This is a genomic window from Pseudomonas sp. Root562, assembly GCF_001427125.1.
GTDB lineage: Bacteria > Pseudomonadota > Gammaproteobacteria > Pseudomonadales > Pseudomonadaceae > Aquipseudomonas.
Map to the genome: position 1 here is coordinate 320,897 of NZ_LMGK01000024.1, position 20,122 is coordinate 341,018.

At 58.6% G+C, this 20,122-nt stretch carries 24 protein-coding genes; all 24 read right to left on the minus strand.

The window, feature by feature from the left end; translation table 11 throughout:
- Nucleotide 1: 1 nt before the first annotated feature.
- Nucleotides 2-1,258: a DNA circularization protein gene (locus ASD60_RS23050; RefSeq protein ID WP_056856183.1), complete on the minus strand. Its 1,257-nt coding sequence runs from the start codon at nucleotides 1,256-1,258 to the stop codon at nucleotides 2-4.
- Nucleotides 1,258-3,318 carry a phage tail tape measure protein gene (locus ASD60_RS23055; RefSeq protein WP_056856184.1) on the minus strand — a complete coding sequence of 687 codons (2,061 nt, stop codon included), beginning with the start codon at nucleotides 3,316-3,318 and terminating at the stop codon, nucleotides 1,258-1,260. The genes ASD60_RS23050 and ASD60_RS23055 overlap by 1 nt, the downstream gene beginning before the upstream one ends.
- Nucleotides 3,319-3,448: 130 nt before the next feature.
- Nucleotides 3,449-3,745 (minus strand): phage tail assembly protein, encoded by a 297-nt coding sequence (locus tag ASD60_RS23060; RefSeq protein WP_056856185.1) that lies wholly within the window; start codon nucleotides 3,743-3,745, stop codon nucleotides 3,449-3,451.
- A complete protein-coding gene (locus tag ASD60_RS23065) occupies nucleotides 3,742-4,089 on the minus strand; it encodes a phage tail tube protein (protein WP_056856186.1) in 348 nt (115 codons plus the stop codon). Before ASD60_RS23065 ends, ASD60_RS23060 begins: the two co-directional genes overlap by 4 nt.
- A gap of 60 nt (nucleotides 4,090-4,149) precedes the next feature.
- A complete protein-coding gene (locus ASD60_RS23070; RefSeq protein ID WP_056856187.1) occupies nucleotides 4,150-5,646 on the minus strand; it encodes a phage tail sheath subtilisin-like domain-containing protein in 1,497 nt (498 codons plus the stop codon).
- On the minus strand, nucleotides 5,646-5,852 hold the full coding sequence (locus tag ASD60_RS23075) for a DUF2635 domain-containing protein (protein ID WP_056856188.1): 207 nt from the start codon (nucleotides 5,850-5,852) through the stop codon (nucleotides 5,646-5,648). Before ASD60_RS23075 ends, ASD60_RS23070 begins: the two co-directional genes overlap by 1 nt.
- Complete coding sequence (locus tag ASD60_RS23080; RefSeq protein ID WP_056856189.1) at nucleotides 5,849-6,439, minus strand: phage tail terminator protein; 591 nt, start codon at nucleotides 6,437-6,439, stop codon at nucleotides 5,849-5,851. The genes ASD60_RS23075 and ASD60_RS23080 overlap by 4 nt, the downstream gene beginning before the upstream one ends.
- A gap of 65 nt (nucleotides 6,440-6,504) precedes the next feature.
- On the minus strand, nucleotides 6,505-6,885 hold the full coding sequence (locus ASD60_RS23085) for a hypothetical protein (protein ID WP_056856190.1): 381 nt from the start codon (nucleotides 6,883-6,885) through the stop codon (nucleotides 6,505-6,507).
- Nucleotides 6,886-6,938: 53 nt separating this feature from the next.
- Entirely contained in the window at nucleotides 6,939-7,460 is a 522-nt protein-coding gene (locus ASD60_RS23090; RefSeq protein ID WP_056856191.1) for a hypothetical protein, read from the minus strand.
- Nucleotides 7,453-7,815 carry a phage head closure protein gene (locus ASD60_RS23095; protein ID WP_056856192.1) on the minus strand — a complete coding sequence of 121 codons (363 nt, stop codon included), beginning with the start codon at nucleotides 7,813-7,815 and terminating at the stop codon, nucleotides 7,453-7,455. Before ASD60_RS23095 ends, ASD60_RS23090 begins: the two co-directional genes overlap by 8 nt.
- A 2-nt stretch (nucleotides 7,816-7,817) precedes the next feature.
- A complete protein-coding gene (locus ASD60_RS23100) occupies nucleotides 7,818-8,369 on the minus strand; it encodes a hypothetical protein (RefSeq protein WP_056856193.1) in 552 nt (183 codons plus the stop codon).
- A gap of 3 nt (nucleotides 8,370-8,372) precedes the next feature.
- On the minus strand, nucleotides 8,373-8,723 hold the full coding sequence (locus ASD60_RS23105; RefSeq protein ID WP_056856194.1) for a hypothetical protein: 351 nt from the start codon (nucleotides 8,721-8,723) through the stop codon (nucleotides 8,373-8,375).
- Between the two features lie 48 nt (nucleotides 8,724-8,771).
- Nucleotides 8,772-10,091, minus strand: a complete 1,320-nt coding sequence (locus ASD60_RS23110) for a phage major capsid protein (protein ID WP_056856195.1) — start codon at nucleotides 10,089-10,091, stop codon at nucleotides 8,772-8,774.
- Between the two features lie 61 nt (nucleotides 10,092-10,152).
- Nucleotides 10,153-11,097 (minus strand): S49 family peptidase, encoded by a 945-nt coding sequence (locus ASD60_RS23115; RefSeq protein WP_056856196.1) that lies wholly within the window; start codon nucleotides 11,095-11,097, stop codon nucleotides 10,153-10,155.
- On the minus strand, nucleotides 11,094-12,365 hold the full coding sequence (locus ASD60_RS23120) for a phage portal protein (protein WP_056856197.1): 1,272 nt from the start codon (nucleotides 12,363-12,365) through the stop codon (nucleotides 11,094-11,096). Before ASD60_RS23120 ends, ASD60_RS23115 begins: the two co-directional genes overlap by 4 nt.
- A gap of 2 nt (nucleotides 12,366-12,367) precedes the next feature.
- A complete protein-coding gene (locus tag ASD60_RS23125) occupies nucleotides 12,368-12,559 on the minus strand; it encodes a hypothetical protein (RefSeq protein WP_056856198.1) in 192 nt (63 codons plus the stop codon).
- Nucleotides 12,556-14,370: a terminase large subunit gene (locus ASD60_RS23130; protein WP_056856199.1), complete on the minus strand. Its 1,815-nt coding sequence runs from the start codon at nucleotides 14,368-14,370 to the stop codon at nucleotides 12,556-12,558. Before ASD60_RS23130 ends, ASD60_RS23125 begins: the two co-directional genes overlap by 4 nt.
- Nucleotides 14,333-14,866, minus strand: coding sequence for a phage terminase small subunit P27 family (locus ASD60_RS23135; RefSeq protein WP_056856200.1), 534 nt, complete (start codon nucleotides 14,864-14,866; stop codon nucleotides 14,333-14,335). Before ASD60_RS23135 ends, ASD60_RS23130 begins: the two co-directional genes overlap by 38 nt.
- 153 nt (nucleotides 14,867-15,019) lie before the next feature.
- On the minus strand, nucleotides 15,020-15,388 hold the full coding sequence (locus ASD60_RS23140; RefSeq protein WP_056856201.1) for a hypothetical protein: 369 nt from the start codon (nucleotides 15,386-15,388) through the stop codon (nucleotides 15,020-15,022).
- Entirely contained in the window at nucleotides 15,369-15,713 is a 345-nt protein-coding gene (locus tag ASD60_RS23145; RefSeq protein ID WP_056856202.1) for a phage holin family protein, read from the minus strand. The genes ASD60_RS23140 and ASD60_RS23145 overlap by 20 nt, the downstream gene beginning before the upstream one ends.
- Nucleotides 15,714-15,899: 186 nt before the next feature.
- Nucleotides 15,900-16,370, minus strand: coding sequence for a hypothetical protein (locus ASD60_RS23150; protein WP_236708502.1), 471 nt, complete (start codon nucleotides 16,368-16,370; stop codon nucleotides 15,900-15,902).
- Nucleotides 16,371-16,710: 340 nt separating this feature from the next.
- Nucleotides 16,711-19,413, minus strand: a complete 2,703-nt coding sequence (locus ASD60_RS23155) for a bifunctional DNA primase/polymerase (protein WP_056856204.1) — start codon at nucleotides 19,411-19,413, stop codon at nucleotides 16,711-16,713.
- Nucleotides 19,410-19,613: a TraR/DksA C4-type zinc finger protein gene (locus tag ASD60_RS23160; protein WP_056856205.1), complete on the minus strand. Its 204-nt coding sequence runs from the start codon at nucleotides 19,611-19,613 to the stop codon at nucleotides 19,410-19,412. The genes ASD60_RS23155 and ASD60_RS23160 overlap by 4 nt, the downstream gene beginning before the upstream one ends.
- Nucleotides 19,606-20,094: a phage regulatory CII family protein gene (locus tag ASD60_RS23165; protein ID WP_056856206.1), complete on the minus strand. Its 489-nt coding sequence runs from the start codon at nucleotides 20,092-20,094 to the stop codon at nucleotides 19,606-19,608. Before ASD60_RS23165 ends, ASD60_RS23160 begins: the two co-directional genes overlap by 8 nt.
- Nucleotides 20,095-20,122 lie beyond the last annotated feature (28 nt).

The following is a 20,122-nucleotide window of genomic DNA, read 5'->3' on the forward strand; positions in this document are numbered from 1 at the left end:
GCTACCTCTGGGCGAGTTTGATGGGCACCGGCGGCACAAAGCCGGGGTGCCTAATGCGGTTGCGCTGCACTACTTCGACAGACCGCGTGGAATCACCGAAGCGCTGATAAGCCAGCACCAAGGCCGACAGGGTTTGCGGCGGGGTGATGTCGACCAATCGCACGCCCGATTGGGCAACGGCTGTCAGGTGTTTCACGACGTCTTGCCGGAACGTGTTCAGCACGATGTAGTGCGCAGGGTCGGCCTTGAGTGAGGCGTCGTGAATGGTCTCGTTGAGGGTGTCGCGCAGCTCGATCACATCATCAGCGACCGGCACCTCGGGCCGAACTACAGGTTGCAGTGCCTGTTGATCGACAGAGGGAGCCGTCCCGATCGACTCCGGCTGCACAGTCACGGGCATTTCGCTAACGATCAAACCGATCTGCACCAGGACCGAATCCTGCACCAGGTTGGCGGTTGCCTGAGAAGCCTTCGCCACATCGGTACCGCCCAAAGTGCTAACCGTGTTGATGCTGCTGGCAGCCTGTGTCTGTTGGGTAACCTCGGCCACTGCGCCACGGTAACCCGAGCCGGATCCTGACCCAAAAAAATTGAAGCCTGAGAAACTGCCGAAGTAACTTGAGAGCAGCGACGACAGCGCCCCGGGAGAGTTCATCAGTGATTGCGCGAAGCCGGTCACATCGGTGAAGACGCTCACTAACGGAGTGAACTGCTGCTGCACCACCGCGAACACATTCGACAGACTGTTGCGCATTTGCAGCAGGCCTAGCCGGGCCGTGTTCACCTTTGCCATGCTTGTCTCATAGCGATTGAGTGAGGACGTGAGGAGGCTTTCTGACGACTTCACCACCTGAGCCTGGGTATTCACACGGGCAGTTGGTGTCGACAATGGTTCGGCCGGATAGAACGTCAACTCAAAGGTGATCATGCCGCCGCCCACAAGATCGTGGGTCATGTCGCATTCACCAGCCTTGACCTGCATCCGGCCGAGCCACGGGTGCACCAGTTCACCGGCGCCAGGCGTATTCAGCGCCTCGATCAACTTGTCTCGACGCTCGAAACAGTCGTCGCCAATGATCCATGCTGGAAATTTGTGGACCTGAGATTGCCTTCCAAACTGTTCAAAGTACGGCGTATCGCGCTGGGGAAATTCATGCAACTGGCCTTTCATACCGACCGGTACCGATGCCTGCGGAATCAGGAAACTGATACTCCGGAACGACGCTGGTAAGAGTCGATCTCTCCATGTCTCGGTCATTAGCCGGGCCTCATGATGCCGATGGTTCGGGTACCGACGCTGGGCTTGATGCTCAGGCCGGGCTGGTTGGTTTTCGCCTGGTCAACGGTCGTGCCGGGCGGCGCCCCGTTGAGATTGATGTTCAGCTCCCCATTGAGCTTTTGCGCCTGATTCGCCGATGCCTGCTGAATCAAACCACCTGACTGCGCCACCAGGTTTGGTCGGCTCAGGAGCTTGTCCGTGCTGGGAATGCCTGCGGCGGTATTCATCATTTGCTGACGACGTTGCGCCTCGCCGACGGCGCCGGCCCCGATGAAGGATCCATCACCACCACCCGGCCCGATGTTGCGCGCACGCTGCTCTTCCGCGAACGCGTTGGCCTTGTTGGTCGCGGTTTTGATAATCCCTTCGCCGCCCTCGCCACCACCGAAGTATTTCATCATCGGCTCGATGATCGGTTTCAACCTGTCCCAGAGACCTTTAAACCAAGCGGCGATCGGCTCCCAGTTATTGATGATCATCCCCAACGGTGACCACGCGAACATACGTCCCATGAAGTCCATAACAGGAGTTGATACTGCGAGCAGGACGTCCCACAACGCAGAGAACAACTCAGTCAGAGGCCCCCAGTTTTCCATCACCATCGGAATCGGAGTGAATGCGAACGCCTGTTTGAACCACCCCCACAGGATCATGGCCGGGCCTTTGATCTTTTCCCAGACAGCCTGAAAGTAAGGTGCCACCGTTGACCAGTTGGCGATAAGCAGGCCTGCCGCAAGAGCAATGCCGCGAACAATGATGCCAATCGGCGACATCGCCGTGACTGCGCTCATGATTTTGGTCGCAACGATTGCGCCCATGACCGCCAGGCGCAGCACGCCGAACGCAAACGCTGCCCCTAGAACACCCCTGATAACGCCGGGATGGGACTTCGCTAACGAGGACATTTGCGTGATGGCAGGACCAATTTGTTCCATGAAAGCGTTGAACGGTGGCAGGAGCGCGTCACCCACTTCGACACCCAGTCGCGTGACCTTGTTGGTCAGCAACTGCATGGCGTTGGCTGTTGTCGCGGATCGAGCCGTGTACTCAGCTTCCATCGAGCCGGCAAACTTTCCTTCCTTGCCCACAGCACCGAAACTGGATTTCAACAGATCAAGGTTTGTCAACAATGGCGCAATCGCGGACACGGATTCAGTGCCGAAAAGCTGGGTCAGGAGTCCTGCCTGCTTCGCCGGATCCACTTTAGCGATACGCTCAAGGACATCTTCGATTGTGCCCTGCGCGTCCTTCTGCATGCTCTTTGAAACTTGCTTCACATCCAGTCGCAGAGACTTAAAGGCCTCCGACTGCTGCTTGGTAGCCGCACTGCCTTTGGTCAGTGACAGCATGAAGTTCTTCATGCCCGTCGCTGCAACCTCACTCGGTACGCCTACACCCGCGAGCGTTGCGCCCATTGCTGCAACCTGTCCAGCGGACAAACCAGCGATACCGCCCAGAGAACCGATGCGCGTAACAATGTCGGAGATCTGTGCGGCCGACGAAGGACCGATGTTGCTCAGATAGTTTATTTTGTCAGCCAGCGTGACCACTTCCGGCTGAGTCATTTTGAACGAGGTTCGCCACTTCGCCATCATATCGCCTGACTGGTCGGCGGTTTGGTCGAAGGCAATGCCCATTTTCACGGCGTCTTCGGCGAATTGCTTCAGCTCTTCACGGGCAAAACCGGCCTGCCCGCCGGCTGCGACAATGGCAGCAATGCCACTGGCAGCCATTGGCATTTTTTCCGACATATCCAGGACGTCCTGTCCCATCTGCTTGAATTGCTCAGGCGTGTCGAAGCTGACCACTTTTTTCACGTCAGCCATGGAGGTTTCGAACTCCATCGCTGCACGGGCACCGGCGATGAAAGGTGCGGCGAACGCACCTCCTTGCAGCATGTCTTTGAACCCGATGTTGCCTAAGCCGCTACTGTTCATCTGTTTGCGGAAACCCGCAACGTTCTTGCGGATCCCGGTAAGCGTCGGCGACAACTTGTCGACGCCAGTGATCAACGCCTTGAGCTGGAACTTGTCCGCCATCACTACACCTGCTGAAGTTCGTTAATCCGCTCTGCGTGCTCAAGGCTTTCCATAAGCACGTCCAGCGGCCTGGCCATCATTTGCTCGGGATCGACCTTCCACCACCAGGCCAGGTTGTAGGCGACTGAGATCAGGTCGGAGATGGTTTCGACGCCGCATTCATGAAAAAACCGAAGAGCTTCCAACCCAGTTTGTTCAGATCTGCAAGGTCCAACTGGTTGACCGAAGTTGGCGGGATGGCCGCACAGACGGCGATGTATTTGCTGACGGCTTCCATGTCGAGAACGGCGTCTTCGTTTTGGTCGACCTTGTAAGGCAGAACCTTGATCTTTCGCACTTCGGCCACGGTCGGCCGGCGCAGGGTGAGCTCGGTCAACTGCTCGTCGTGTGCTTCGATAGGCACATCAAGTTTCACTATTTCGCTCATTGCCATACCCCTTTGATGCCATCGAATTGAAGTTCCAACGTGCCGTCATCGCCCTTCGATGTCGGTTCATCGACCAAATAGGCACCCGACAGCACGTAAACCTTGCCGTTGTTGAATTCGCAGGTGACCGTCATGTCCTTGCCTTCGGTCAACTTCTTGAGATCGATGTCGGGATCGTCGATTACCGTCATCTTCAGGTAGGCTGCCAACGCCTCTTCCTTGTAGAAACCGGGATAAACCGTCTCCCGCTTCACAGCCATCAACGGTGCCTCGGCTCCACCGGTGACGGTCAACTGCATGCCGTCCACCTTGATGTAGGCCGTGCCCGCAACTTTTTTGCCCATGGTCAGAATCTCCAGAATTAAAAAGCCCGCTCAGGGCGGGCTTGGTGAACTCGTTCGGTGTTACGCCGTGGCGTCGTATTGCAGGCGGAACTGGTTTAGCAACGCGAAGATGCGCAGGCCGTTGATGTAGTCCGGCGGGAACAGCACATTCACCCGGCTAGGGTCATTGCCGTCGCGCTCCACCACCAGGTGTTCGGCGAACAGGTCGGCGTTCTCTACATGACCTTCCGATTCGAGCTTGGCGTACTGCGCGATCAGCTCGCCGCGAATGGTGCTCGGCGTGACGATAGGTTGACCAGGGCCGAAGCGTGTGCCGTCGCTGGCGAGCTTGTGGCGGCCGTACTTGCTCGTGATCACACTCTGCATGCGGCGGATGATGAACGCCGATTGATGCATCGTCTCGCTATCCAGGTACGAGTTGTCCGCCTGACCGTAGGCATTCTTCTGGTACGTGGTGATGGAACGCTGAATGCGGACATAACCGCCTTCGTAGTACGCGGTGGCGATGCCGTAGCTCAACAGTGATTGGCGTTCGCTGAGGGTGAAACGATCGCTGGCCGGCGCCGGATCCAGCCCCGGCAAACTGCCGCTTTGGGTCGGCCGGCTGGCATCAGCAGAAATGAACGCCGCCGTGCGCGCGGCAAGCGCAGCAGCCTGCACCCAGACCGGCTGGGGGACACCAGGCTCAACCCCTTGAATGGTCATATGCTGGTCGTTGCGTTCCTGACCGGCAGCCACCAACGTTCCTATCGTGCCGCGCTTGGCGCTGTAGATGTGGCCGAACAACTGCTTGGCCCAGCTCCAGCGACCAGTGTTGTCGTCCATCGCTGCTTGCCACGCATTCAACGTGGTCGTGTCCGACCATGGCACACACAGAAACTCGAACGGCTCGTCGCCCAACGCCGCAATGGCGTCGAGCTGGTCGGGCGCACCCACACCGGCAGCCATTGCCGTAGCAACCACTGTCAGCCCGGTCGGGGTCATCTCGCCGTTGGACTTGCCCAGTCGATTCAAGGCCACGCTGATATCGTTGCCAGTTTCGCCAGACCACTTGCACGTCAGGGTCACCACACCAGCGACAGCAGCCGCAGTTACCGGCAAGTCGGGGGAAGCATTGATCTTTACCGCCAGCGCCGCAGCAACAACCGTCGGTGTGGCGGCAGTAACGACCACTGACTGCACACGAACACCGCCGACATACACGTTCAACAGCCCCGCCTCGGTAGCGGCTCCGGTGATGGTGATTGTCGCGCTGGCCGCCACGCCGGTTTCCTTGATCAAGGGTAGGCACCAGATCTCTCCGATCGGATCTACCTTGCGCCAGGTTTCGTACATCGAGGCGAGCATCGAGCCTTGCCCCCCTATACTTTTTGCCAACGCCTCGCTGGAGACCAGTACCAATTTGCCGATGCTGTCGCTGGTGGCATCGTCGTTGACCTGGGCAACGATCAGACGGCGCATGGCCGAAGACGCGCTGTTGGCCGCCGAGTTGTCCATCTCCGCATAAAACAGCGGCACCCGGATATCGGCAGGGATATTGCTGAATCCGATAGCCATTATTGCGCTTCCTCGTTTTTCGCCGCTGTGGCGGCCTTGGTGGAGGGGGCTTTCTCAGCTTTGAGGGTCACGTCACCGTCAGCCAGGCGGCGGCGCCACCAGACATTGTCGGGGACTTCCCGACCACCACCCGGCAACAGATCGCCGGCTTCCGGATCGGGCACGGCACGGCCGGAGGCCGGCACCACAGTGATGCGTTTGGTCATGGTGTTACGTCTCCAGTGAATTTGACTTCGATGCGCCCATCCGGGCCGGGGTGTTGCTGGTTTGGGTCTGCCGGGTCGATGCAGTCCATGTTGAAAGTGACGCCAGTGAAACTGGCAAGGCCGTCGATTTCGAGTTCGTGCCAAGTTTCAGCAGGCGCGGTGCGGACAGTGCGACCAAGCTGGAAGCCCGAGAAGAACGTGAACTGGAACACCAGACGCGCCCGGCTAATGTGAAGCAACGAGCCTTTGTCGTACTCGATCGGGTCGTAATCTTCACCCGGACACCAGCCAACCAGCGCCCGCCAGAGTTCCGCACGCAGGTCATGCAGCAAATCGTTGTCCTGCTGTCCACGCTCGTCGCTGGCGTCCAGAACGATCACTACGGCGAATTGCTCCGTGATGTCCTGGATGATCGCGTTCTGCGCTCTGCTCGGTGCAGCTGCGTCTGCCGATGCGATGACATAGGCGGCGGGCAGAGCGAGCTGAGCAACTTCCACCACCGCATCCCAATCGATACCGCCGCTGACACGCTGGGCAAAGCTTGGGCATGTCGCTCGCAGGTGAGCAACAATCGGGTTCAGTTTCATTCATCAAATCCCAGGTATAAAAAAACCCCGCACAAGCGAGGTTCTTTTTTAGGTGGCGATTGAGCCTATTTAAAACCTTCTACCGCCGAGCCCACATTGATGTCGGCCGGCAGCGGAAGCTTCATAACTGCAATGTCAGGCTCGTTAGCAAACTTGGTCTCAGCCAGTTGACGAGCACTCCCATTTACCGGTTTAAATTTGTCAGTCTCATATAACCAGACTTGTGGCGCGCTCTTACCGTTCATTGTCAGGTTCCAACAGCCGACCATCGAGCGATCGCCCACGACTTTTGAATCACACTCGACAGCACCGTTCGGATAAATTTTGTGATTCAGGTACATAAGCGTAATGCGGTCGATTGCTGCACTCGGCGCCTTTTCGGCAGCACTTGCATTCGTCACTACCGCCAACATGGCTAACGGAACAAGCAGGCTCAACGCTTTCATGGGTTACTCCCTGTAATCGAAAGAGCGAGCCTATCCCAAAGTACTTTCGCAAGTCACGACAACGCGGCGGCGAACGCAGCAGACAGAATTGATTGAACTTGTGAGGACGAGTCCTGAAGAGCATCAGCCATGTAGTTGTCACGCGGCTTGATGCGCCATTCACCAGCCGCTCGTTCAGCAACGAGGCGAGCGCGAGCACCCGCAGCGCGACGGTTCTTTCGGCCCTTCCCTTTGCCAGGGGCGAGCTTTCCGGGGCGCCGGCCTTTCTTCACGCCGTAATGCAAGTAGGCCGGGTAGAAAGCTTCCATCGCCGAGGTCTTGGTAGGAGAGATCCGAACAAGAAATCCAGACCGGGAAACCTTGAAGCTGATCGACTCGACCGTCGCACCGGTACGATTTACCGGATAGCCATCCTGGCCTTTCCCCAGCGCAAGGTTCATCTGTGCCCGTTGGGTGACCAGCCGGCCAACCTTGCGCATCCCAGCGCGAATCTGCCGTTTATCGAAAGCCTCGCGCTCGAATTTGTCGAAGCCTTCGAAGTGCAGGTAACTCTCGACAGAAGCTGAGTTAGCCATAGATACCTCCCCCAACCCGTTGCGGGCCGAGCTCTTCAACCTCAAGCAAGGTGAACCGGTGAGTGCCGTTCATATCTGCCACCCTACGCACCCGATAAATCGTCGCGCCGTGTACTACTTCGTGCGCCTCGCTCATGCCCTTCAGGTAATAGAAGGTCACGCGATGGGTGATCTTCATTTCGGTCTGGATGCCATTCGCGTAAACGGCGGTTCCAACAGGCTCAATCTTCGCCCACCGTTTTTTCTGCCCGGTGAACAATGAGTCGAGCCCCAGATCGGAGGCCGGAACATCTGTCCTCAATCGCAAAGTGATACGCCGGTCCAACTCCCCGGCACTGGGCTCGCGCATCGCCATGTTCAGAACCTCGGCGGAACGGTGATCTCAGCCACCAGGTAATCGAGAAACGTTGACGGCAGTTCAGCCAATGTCTGCCCCACCAGGAACAATTCCGGATGACGGTAGATGGTTGCCGCAGCCATCAGCAGCCAGTTGCGCACGCCCGGGTGCAGGTCAAGATCGAGCCCGGCTTTGTAGCGGATCCGCAACAGGCCAGCAGGCCGGCCAGCGGGAAAGAACAACGAGCTTTCCCGTTGCCCCTGTTGCAGGTCGAACGGGCCGGCCTGCGCGACCCATGTTCCATCTAACTGCTGCGACATGACCGAAACAATCTCATTGGCCTGACCTGCGTCCAAGGCGTGACCGGACGCGAAAGACGTCGGCCAGTCCTCTTCGTAAACCGCACCACGAATTGCCGCGCCTGTCCTCGACTCGCACTGAGCGGTCACGCCGGGGATGATGATTTGCTCGATCAACTCCGGCTCCATGTCCTCTGGTTCAACCCGGCACTGGAATGCTACCTGCGCCAGGGTCAGAACCGGTTCGCCGAAGTACTCGATTCGACGGGCCATGGGTTATGGCTTCTCTTCGTCATCGGCACCCGAGCCGCCTTCACCCGCGCCACCCTCACCGCCTTCGTTACCGGCGCCGTCGTCGCCACCCTCGCCATCCGCTGGCGGTGGGCTGGTGTTGTCATCCGGTAGGCTGACCGCGGATGATTTACCGCCGGACTTTGCAGCCCCGGATTTCGCTGTGGAAGTCTTACCTGACTTCTGTTTGCCAGACTGCCCGACCTCACCTTCATACAACTCGGCGAATCCCTTCGACTTTAGCCCTTCAGCAACATCAGCCCCAAACCCGGCCAGCTCATCGACCGAATAGCCGCGCCATGCTTTCAAAAACCGTACAACCACAATATCGCTCATCGCATCCACCTCAGATATGCAAAGCCCCGCCGAAGCGGGGCAAAGGGATTACATGCCAGCGCCCCACTTAACGGCAGTGGCGACGACGATGCACTCGACGTGGCGTGGGCCGAAGTCATGTTTGGCGATGACCTTGACCAGGGTCTGGTCACGCTGGAAGGCGCTGACCATGTTGCCCTCAGCATCCTTGTACGAAGCCTCGCTGCTGAACGAGATCGTCAGGTCCATGTCTTCGCCGATCATCATGTCGGCGAAGTTGACGAAGTAGAATTCCGTCTCGTTGCCACCGACACCGAGATTCACCGGGATCTGATTGCTCAAGCCGACTGGGTATCCCTTGAACAGGCCCTGCTCGATTTCCGGGTAGGCCTTGTTGCCATTGCCATCACGCAACGCCTGCAACCAGCGGAAGACACGCGGGTGCATGAGCCAACCGCAATCTTTCATCATCACGTTTGCGGTTTCGATGCGAAGCATCATGCCGCCGCAGAACAGGTCGATTTTTTCCAGGGTGATGCCGGCGCTGTCTGGAGCTGGCAACACGTTGAACGCCTGCGCCCAGTAGCGCATGCCCTTGGGCAACGTGCCGCTACCATCAGCACGAATGAAATGCAGGTCCTCGGAGAGCCCCATTGACACCGCGAGATCGGCCACAACGATGTCATCGATTCGAGGGCTGATGCCGGCATTGGCGATCAGATCATTCGAGATGGGCACGATTGCAGCGGCTTTTTTCGCCGACAGTTTCGTATCCGCAAAAGTCATACCGGTGAGCGGGATATCGGTTTCGGTACCGATGTACGTGACGATGGTGTTGCCGGTAATACGAGGCTGAGTCAAGTTGCCGTTGTTCAATGGCAGGCTTCGTGCCCCCATCTTGCGCACCACCGACATCGGACGCAGCGCCTCGATGATTTCCGTAGCGAAGTTTTGCGGGACCAACACGCCACCGGCGCCGGGTGTAACCGTACTCAAGGCCATAGCAACGTCGGTGGAGAAACCGCCCTGCTCTGCCATTTGAGCCGCCTGATGTTGATTGCCACCCGCAGCGGCAAGCAAGCGGACCATCTGCGCCATACGCACGCCGGGCGCTTCAGCTGGACCCGATCCGGAAATGTAACCAGGTGGCGGGCCGGTACGGCCTTGCACCGATTCATTCACCGGCACCGCATTGGTGGCGGCCATTCGTTCGGCCTTCTCCGCTCGACTGATCTTGTCAGTCAACGCGTTGAACTCAACTTCCAGGCTAGAAAACTGAGCCAGTTGCTCGGCCGACAGAGCCTCGCCGGCGGACTCAAGTTTAGCCAACGCCTGAAGCGTATCGTTGATCTTGGCGCGTTCGCTACGCAATTGAAGTACAAGGGACATGGTGCCTCCTGGGCATAAAAAAACCCGCACAGGGCGGGCTTGGTGACTGCCGCGAACGCGGTCAGGTCTGGGTTTGAAAATTCATTGCTGCGGCACGGACGGCAAGTCGGCCGGGCTGGCGGTTGGCTCTGCTCAATGCGATCGAATGAGACAACTCATCGACAGCTTGTTGCGGACTTTGCAGCCGGTCGGCAAGGCCAGCGGTGATACCCGCCTGCCCCCGATACAACCCTGCCTCGGTTGCCATTACCTGTTGCACGGATAGCCCCCGGTACTCGGCTACCGCGTTGACGAAGAGCTGATAACTCTCTTGCACAACGTCATTGAGGTACTTGAGCGACTGGTCACTCAGCGGTTCGTGAGGACTGAGGTCGTTTTTGTGAGCCCCGGCAAACACGGTGGTGACCTTGACGCCCATGCCCTCTTCCATCTTGGAACGGTCCATGTGGCTAGCGATGACACCGATCGATCCAACGCCGCTGGTCTGGCTCACCACCAGTTCGCTACACGCCGAACCGATCAGGTAGCCGCCGCTGTAGGCCATGAAGTTGACGATGCCGGTGATGGGCTTTTGCTGAGCCATGGCACGGATGTCAGCGGCCAGCTCGAAGGCACCAACCGCAGAACCACCTGGGCTGTCGATATCCAGCACCACGCGCTCAACCATCGGATCGGCAATAGCGTTGCTGATCCTGGTGCGCAGATCTTCGTAGCTGGTCATGGTTTCGCACATGTTCATGTGGCTACCACGACTGACCAACACACCGCTGACGGGGATCACTTCGATGCCCGTCCGGGCGATCGCCGTGCGCCGCTCTTCTTCGCGCTGAGCGATGCGGTCCATACCGTCGTCCGTCCACAGCGCCGCACCATCCCGGGCGCCGATGTTGACGATGTTCAAACTCATTGCCTGGTTGGCCCAGCGAACGCCGAGGTCCAACATGTCAGGCATCACCAACAGCGGCTGATTGAACAGCAGACTGGAGGCACGCAGATAGTTTTTCATTGCGCCAGAATCCTCTCAATTTGTGCATGCTGCATTTCGAGCTGCGCGCGCACCGCAGGGTTGGTCAAGTCGGCGCCGCTCTTGCCTGCGTCAACCATGTTCAGCGGCTGCATATAGATGTCGCCTCCCGTTACCGGCGGCATGTTCTCCAGCCGCCGGATGTCGTTAGCACTCAGCCAACCCCACTGACGTCCAATGGCGTAGGCCTCATAGCGACTCTTTTGATCACCGCGCAACAGGCCGGACAGATTGAATTCGATGAAGTAATCACGCCGGTCGGCAGGCAACAGGAAATCGCGCATCATCGATTGTTCGTGGCGTTTGACCCACGGCAGCAACGCGAACACCACGAACTGAATCATCAGTTGCTCAAGGGTGTTGTAGTTGGACTTCTCCAGGTCGTTGACCATGGGCAACGGGATTTTGTAGATCCGGGCGATATCGGTGCCGGTGGTTTTAAGGATCCCCAACACTTCGGCATCGACGTTGTTCATCGAGACTGGCCTGAACGTCATGCCCTCTTGCAGCAGCGCGACCTTCTTGGCGTTGTCCATACCGCCGAACTTTTGCCCCCACTGATCAACGATCTTGTCGATGCTGCCCTGATCCTTGATCGCCGGCGACTCACGTGGCCGCTCGATCACGCCGGAGACAGTGACACCGTTGGCGAAGCTTTTGCCGGTGTACTGCCGCACGGCCTGAGCCAGCCCGAGCGAGTCGGCATGCACTTCGATGGGGGACAGTCCAACGTAATGATTTGAACTGTGCCACCGCACATGGTGAATCATCCGCATCGGCAGGGCCTCGCCACCACTGATCCGGTAATACGGCAGCATGTCGGCGCCTTTGAGCACCTGCACCTTGTCATTGCTCAGCGGCCAGAGGGCGACAATGTTTCCGTCATCCCGACGATCGATGAAGCTGTATCCGTTACCGCGCAAGCCAGCGGAACCCTGGACACACTCGCGGTATTCGTACGGCGTCTGAAACCCATTCGGCTGGTACCGAAGAACGTCATACGCTGGATGGTTGATGGCTGCCTCTCGCTGGCCTTTCTCCATTCGACGGAACAACTCGCAAGGCAACTGCCCCATGGTTTCAGCCAGCAGGGTGACGCAGTTTTGCAGGATCGGGAGACCGAACGCAGACTCGGGCGTCACCCTGACGCCAGTGCTGTTTCGCCCACCACCGAGCATGCTGCGCCAGAAGCCACCCCCCCCATCTGTCAGGTTGCCGCGCCCCTCGCCGAGCAAGTTTGAAAAGAACATGCTCAACCTCCTTTGGGTATGGGTATGGATTTGGCTTGCATTGCAGCCGCTGCCCGATCGGCCAGCCGGGACCAGACGAGCAGCCCGACACCCGCGACGATGCACGCGGCAGGAACGTGGATCATCGCCACGCCGCCGACCAGCAGGCCGAAGCCCAGCAGACCGGCCATCCATGACAGGATGACTAATTTCATATACCCGCCCCTTCGTCGTAGATGGATTTGCCACTCGGCCCCGCAGCCTTGCTGCTGATCCCGACGGCCATGATTGATGCAACGATGCCGTCGATCCGACCGGTCGCCTTGGCCTTGTCGGCCTTCCGATTGTTGGCCGGATCGGAAACGATCACCGCGTTGCCAGCGCACCAGGTCATTACCGGATTGCCGTCGTGACGCAGGGTTTCAACTGTCTCGCTTTCGATAACCTCCCAGTCGGCGGGATCAAGATCGATCACATCTTGCTCAGGAGCCAGGCCCAACAGGCGGCGTTCAAACTCATCCACGGCCGGGCCCATGTCCTTATAGCCCTGACCGAAGCCCACCATTTCCGGAAGCGAGATGTCGTATTCGGACATCAGTTGCAGCAGGTCTTCAATGCGCCATCGGTCATAGGCGATACGCTCAACGTCGAAGTACGCACAGATCGTGACCAGACGACGCAGCACATGCAGCTTGCTGATGGCCCGGCCCGGGGTCGTTTCAAGGTGCCCATCTTTAACCCACATGGCGTAGGGCACCTTGTCGCGATCCTCACGACCTTGCAGGTCGTCGTCCGGGATCCAGAAGTACGGCAGCAGCCGCCAGTGCGGATCGTGCGGCGCGGGCCAGAAGATCAGTACGAATGCGGTCAAGTCCGTGGTGCTGGCAAGGTCGAGCCCGCCGACACAACGACGGTTGCGCAGGAGCCGCATTGGCACACGCTCTTCAGCTTGCTTCCACACGCCCCAAGAAATCCACGGGGCATCGGCTTGTGTCCATTCGCAGAAGTTCAGACGGCGCACCACCGACTCTTGAGCCGGCAAACCTCGGGCCGACTGGACCTGCTCACGCAGATACTTGCGGCCCGGGATGCCGTCGCTTTGCCCTTCGGCGATGTAATCGAGCGATGGGTTGACCTTGGGCCAACAGGCCTCGTCCTTGAACGGGTCGTCGCCCTCATCCAGCGAACAGATGAACGCGAAGAAACTGTCATCATCTTCGATGGCCGCGCAGATCCGCACGCCCAGATCATGGTACTGACCGCAGACTGTCTTTTTGTCGGAGCCACTGTTGGTGATCATTACCACCATGGCTTTGCGGCGGTTCTTGGTACCAGCCCGCATCATGTTCACAGTGGAAGCGGTCTTGTGCTCGTGCAGCTCGTCGAGCAAACCAATGTGCGGCCGTGGACCGGACTTACCTTCGTCGGCGCTGATGGGCCGAAAAAAGGAATTGGTGTTCGGGTAGAACAGGTTCCACACCTTTTCATCGCGACCCGACTGCACAAGTCGCGAGCGAAGTTTCTTCGACATGTCAACCATCGACACGGCATCCCGAAACAGGATCATTGCCTGGTCGCGCTTGGTGGCGGCAGCATAGATTTCAGCGCGCTGCTCGCCGTCGGCCACCAACCCATAAAGGCCGATGCCAGCAACCAACGGGCTTTTTCCCGACCCTTTTCCGGTCTCGATGTAGCCGAGTCGGAAGCGGCGATAACCATCAATGGTCATCCACCCGAACAAACTGCCGACGACAAACGCTTGCCAGGGCGCGAGCATGAAGGGCATGCCCTCGTAGTCGCCACCGTTGAGGCAAAGGACATCTTCGAAAAAACCGAGGGCGCGGTTCACACGCTCATGATCCCAGACCAAACCGCGAGCCGGGCCGTGCTCAAGATCTCGAAGGTGGCGTTTACAAGCGTTGCGGACGTTGGGGCCTGCGACGATTTCGCCAGCCAGGACGGCGTGAGCGAAGCCAGTGACTCGGTCGTCAGCTGAAGTATTTGTCTGCGGCGTCTCGTTGGTCATTTGGGAATAGATCACCTTGCGGTGCCGGTGCGGTTTTCAGATTGCGCCGGGACATGGGCGACATGCCGAACTGGGCGCCGGCGGCGTTGGCGCGCTTCTCTGCGTCGTTCGCAAGCTGCCGAAGGACGTGCATCTGCTGCGCGCCGGTCTTGAAAGTCTGGATATCGCCGCCCAATTCGTCGGTGGAGTCAGCGTTGCGCTTGCTGATCAGGCGCTGATAGCGGCGCCAATCGGCCACGGCCTGGCAGTAAGTGGCGAGCGCCATCGAGTCCAGCTGCGAAACGATCCCCAGGGAAATCAATGCGGGCACCAGTTCGTCCCATTCCTTGATCGCTTCGGGAGACAGAACATCCGGCCTTGGCGGTGCGCCGACAGGCACTACTGGCTTTGCTATCTCTGCCAGCAGGTCATCACGATTTTCCCGTCCGCGATTGCCCTGCAAAAGTTTGAGCGCCGCCGGCATTCCGGGGCGACCCGAGTTTCCATTTCCGGCCATAAATAACCCCTGCCTGTTGATACCCCCCCTCCCTCATTTTTCCCGACTTTGCGTAAAGAGGGGGGCGAGCGGTCTAGAACGAAGTCCGAAAGAAGTTTTTCACCCCCCTACCCTCTGGGTGGTGCATTTTTTTGGTGCGTGGATGGCCGGCGGTCACCGGTTCCAGTGGTGGCCGGGATCAGTCGGCCTACCATCAGCGGCGCAGCCTGGGTGTCGACCGCTCTTCTCCATCCGCTGCTTGGTGGAGTCGTGACAGAACTTGCACAGGCTCGCCCAGTTCTTCGGGTTCCAGAACAGCTTCCATGCGGCCTTAAGGCGAACAGGATCGCCACTGTCCTTGGCGTCCTTCAGCTTGGGTGCAATCTTGTGGTCAACGATGGTGGCAGCCACCGGCCGCTGGTCCGTCGAACACATGGTGCAGTAAGGATGTTCACGCAGGTGACCATCCCGAGACTTCTGCCATTTGTAACCATAACCCCGCTCGGTGCTGCTGCCCCGTCGATCACTGTTCGGACTGGGCATCGGCAGGCACCTGATTCACACCGAGACGCTTCGCAACCCAACGCTCGTACAATCCAATCGCCACGTCAGCACCAGCCATCGCGGTCAGGCAACCGATCGCACCCGCCGTCCAGACCGACATCCCTGCTCCGATCATCAGCATCATTGCCGACACACCGCAAACGATGCAGGCACCGGAGCGAAGAGCCAGCCGTCGCAACAACGCCCAACCGCGCGCGCCGTCTTTATCCGCCCGCCACATTTCACCCGAAACACCGCCGACCAAGGCCAAGAGGATCACCAACCAGATCGGCATTTCAGCCAGCGCCTGCTGTTCATTCGTCATGTTCTGTCCTTATGGATTGCGCTATACGCCGAAAATAAAAACCCCGCCGAAGCGGGGTTAGGTGACCGGCTCAGGGAGGCCGGGTGAAGCTGCACAGCACGTGCGAGGTCAGCGCCAAGGCGCAAATTTCATATCGTGGTGACTTTTTACTCCCTGAGTACGGAACCGAAAAGGGGGCATTTTCGGTTATCCAGCTCGACGCAACTTTGACGCAACTTTGAGTAGACTTTGAGGCAAAACGCCCCGACCAGCGGTAAGCCACTGACGAGCATCGGAACGCTCGGCCAGCACCACCAGCAGCTGCTCATGCAGGCGATGCACCTGGTCGTAGTAGGTCTGTTTCGCTCGCGACTCCAATCCCAGCAGATGTAGCTGCATCGACCAGGTCGGCGCCGGATCATCGCCATAACGCAAACCAGCCAACCGCATCAGTCGATCACCCTGCTCATCCTGACGCCCGATCTCCGACAGCGCCGCCCCTACCTGCTGGGCAACTGCATCAGGCCCAGCTCCTGCACCGAGGATGATCCGCGATCCCGGTGTACCGCGAGGTGCCGACCCACCCCACTCCATGATGGTCGCCATCGGACTGCCCATGCCGCCGCTTTCGCCGTTCAGTCGGCATTGCTCACCCCAATGCTTCAAAACCGCTTCCATTGCTCCGATCATCGCCCTTCCCCCCGAAAAACCGAACCCAACACAGAAAACCCGCTACTCGACACAAACTCAACACAAATAAATCCCTTTAAAATCAACAATTTCAATTTATCTGTGTTGTGTGTGTTGGGTTTGTTGGGTTTTTCTGTCCTCGCATAAGAAAAATTTCCGCCCTCTATTTTCGCTGCAAATAACATCATGCATGCGCGCACGCGACACCAAACCCAACACACCCAACACACTGCCCGCAAACCCTTGGAAACAAAGGTCTTAAACTGTGCTGGGTCGCCAAAACCAACCCGACACACACTCGACACACCCAACACACTTTTAGGCGCACTCATGCTGCAGCCGCCTTGACGTGTTCCCAGTTGTCCACGTTCCAGCCGGCCAACTTAGCCTGGGCGCGCCAATCGCTGACCGTCTTGCCCAGATCGGCCGCCTTCAGTGATGGGGGCTGGGAAGCGCCGGGATCGTTCGGAAAGAAGAACGCACCAAACCGCCGATTGCTGCCTTCAGTCCAAGGAATCGATCGGGTCTTATCGACTTCGGAACCGATGAACAGTGAAAACTTCGTCTGGCTCATCACGTGTTCTTTGTTGCGGTGGCACCACTCCAGGAACAGCGAGTAGAGATCGGTCGAAAGGCACACGCCCCACAAATCACGCCCCAGCTCGCCGTACTTCCAAAGGTTTAGGAACGTCTGCCAGCCGGCCCGACTCAATGCCACCAGCCGTTCACGTGCCGCCGTACTCGGTGGCCGGGTACGCTGGTCAAAGTCGCCGAGGTCAATCGACAACAGCCAGCCATACAGCGCCGCGACTCCGCCGTTCTTCAGCTCGTGGCCGATAGCCTTCTGGCGGTCTGGCGGCAGGGTTAGCTCGGGCCACATCACCAGCATCCGCCGGTCGCTTTCGCTGATGGGCCACGGCATGATCTCGTTACTCAGGAACACCGCGTTCATGTGGTTGGCTTCTTCCCAGCCATTAATGAACTTCGACTCCATTCGCACCGTCTTGCCGGTGATCAAATGCTTGATCTTGCCCACCTGGTTGTACCGCTGATCGCGGCTGACAACCTCTTCAAACACCGACCAGAGCTTACGGCTTTGCCAGGCATTGAAGTTGCTTTCGAGCTGGGTCTGTCCAACGGTGGCCGCGTACTGACCGTACAGCATGCCCATCGCATCGGCGAACAGCAGGCTCTTACCCGACCCCTCCATGATCGAGTGCATCAACACGGCCGTGTCCATCTTGGCGCCGAGGTGCTGCAACGGGTACGCCATCCAGCGCGTCAACCACCGCGTGGCATCCTGATCATGGTTGCAAAGGAACGAAATCAGCCAACGCAGGCTCTCACAGGCGGCCTCATCATTGATCGGTTCGAGTGGCAGGCCATCGAACGTGTTGATGTACACGCTCGGATCTTTGGTCATCGTCGGGTCAAACACGATATGGTCAACATCAACCACCCGACGCTCGCTGCTGTTCAACCACAATGGGTAGGTATCACCGAGGGCCATCTTCACCGCGCCCTCGGCCACACGCCGTTTTTTCTCCCGGTCCCAAACGTCCTTCGTGCCATCGATGTACACGTAACGCTCGGTCGGCGGCATGCCAAAAGCACCACCTTTCTTGCCCGACATCCGTCGCGCCTGTTCGATTTCGCGAACATGGTCATCAGAAATCAACTTGCGCCGCTCGGTGTCTTCCAACCACTGCTTCGCCAAGGGTTTGCCGACGCGCGCTTCAAAAGCTGACTTCTTCATCACCCGCGATTGGTCGAAGTCCCAAACATGGGTCGTTCCTTCCACCAACGCAAACCGGCGCAGGACATGATCAAGCGTCAGCACCTCCCCCGCGCCCCCATCAGGAGCCGGAGCGGCCTCGCTGATGGCGTCGTTCGCGCAGCTCGGCTCGGGCATGACATCAGATGGGGTCGGGGGAAGATCACGCGGATCAGGACGGGATGAATGCTGCATGCCCAACATGCGCGCAGCATCCCTCACCGCCTTCGACTGATCCCCGCCGTGCTCGAGCAAACAGAACACCTCAAAGGCGTCGTTCTGATGTCCGTTCGCCAGTGGATCGGCGCCGTGGTGCGAGTAGACCTTGCCTTCATCGCTGATCGTCACGCCCGGCAGACCGGTACTGCTCTGCGGGTACAGCCACTTGCTGCCCCGCTTGATATAGCCGTGGGAGCGAAGCAGCTCTTGCACATCGTGGCAACGATTGAACTCATCGATCACCGATGGCCGATTACCCGTTGCAGGTGCTGGACGCTTGACGACCTTCGCGTGCGGCGCGGCAGGTTTGATCGCCCAAGGGCACGCCCCTTCGGCATCACGCTTGAAGATGTCCCAACCCTGCCAGATATTCAGCAAGTCAGCATTCAGCGTCGGTAGACCATCAGTGGCGCTCGGCGGCGTGCGCCAGATGTAAGGCTTGCCGGTGCCCGGGTGAATCGAAGGCGGGAACACATCCTGCACCAGCCCAGCGCGCAGCTCGAACACCGTGAAACGCTTGTACTCTTCAGCCTCGGCGCGTGCCGCAGCATCACCGGCCTCATCGCCCTGCTCTTTTGCCGCCTTGGCCTTAACCATCAGGCCTTTGTGGATCGAACCATCAGGATCTTTTTCATTGGGCCACGACAGAGAATGCCGGGTCAGCTCAACGCCGTCCGGCACTTTGAAAACCACCCGGAACCGAGCGGGGTTACCGACAATAGTCGGATACACCACCGCCATGGCATCCAGATCGACGCCCAACAGTTCATACAACACATGCCGCGTCCACTGAACGTCATCAACGTCCAACGAGCAGACACGGCTTGGCCCAAGCACGACGCCAAGGTTGTGGTGAGGGTTTCGCTGCCAGAAAGCTTCAGCCTGGGCGGCATCAGTGATAAATCCACCCGGCTTGTTCCACCCCTTACCCTTGGGTCCTTTCTCACCGGGCTCAATAGAGACCAGTGCCAGGCCAAAGGTATCGATGTAACGTTTTGCCCAATTGGCGATGGCTATTCCTTTGCCCGGTTCACTCATCGCCGAGCCTCCCGCAACCCCTGACAGTCAATGCAGGTTTGGCAACCCGCAATCGTCTGCTGTCGAAGTAACGGGATAGATTCGTCGCAGTCCACGCAGAATTCCGCGCTGACGCGATTCGAAGGCGCAAGACGGCTGCGCTGAAGCGCAACGTCGAGCAGGTATTGCGCCTGTTCATTGGCGCGATCGATGTCATCCATTGACACGGTCCTCCATCGCCTGACGTGCACCGGCCATGATGCCGAGTACTTCGCGGATCACGTCCATGCCATGCTTTTCAAGATCAAGGACTTCGTGAAGCTCCCAAACATTGTCGGCAGCGCCGTCGTGCATCTTGGCTACGAACTCACCCGTCTCGCCGAGCAATTTGCCGACGGCTTTCAACGCATCGCGGGTTGCCGGTACCGGTACCGGGCGATACCAGACCGCACCCGCCGGGCGCATCAGCGCATCGAGCAAGCGTGAATCACCCGTCAACCGAATCACGTCTTCAAGTTCGTCCGGGTTCAGCCAGCGACGCTCTTCATCAAGCTTGAGCTTCTTTTGCAGGGTGTCGTTGTCCAACACCATGTCAAAGGCAAGGGCGGTGATTCCGCCCTTGTAGTCACGACCAGCGCGATAGATCGCCTGGCGCAAAGGAAGGACCGGACCCGCGTCCGGCAATAGATCTGTGCGACTCATAACCGTAAATCCCCCGTTTACGGTGTAG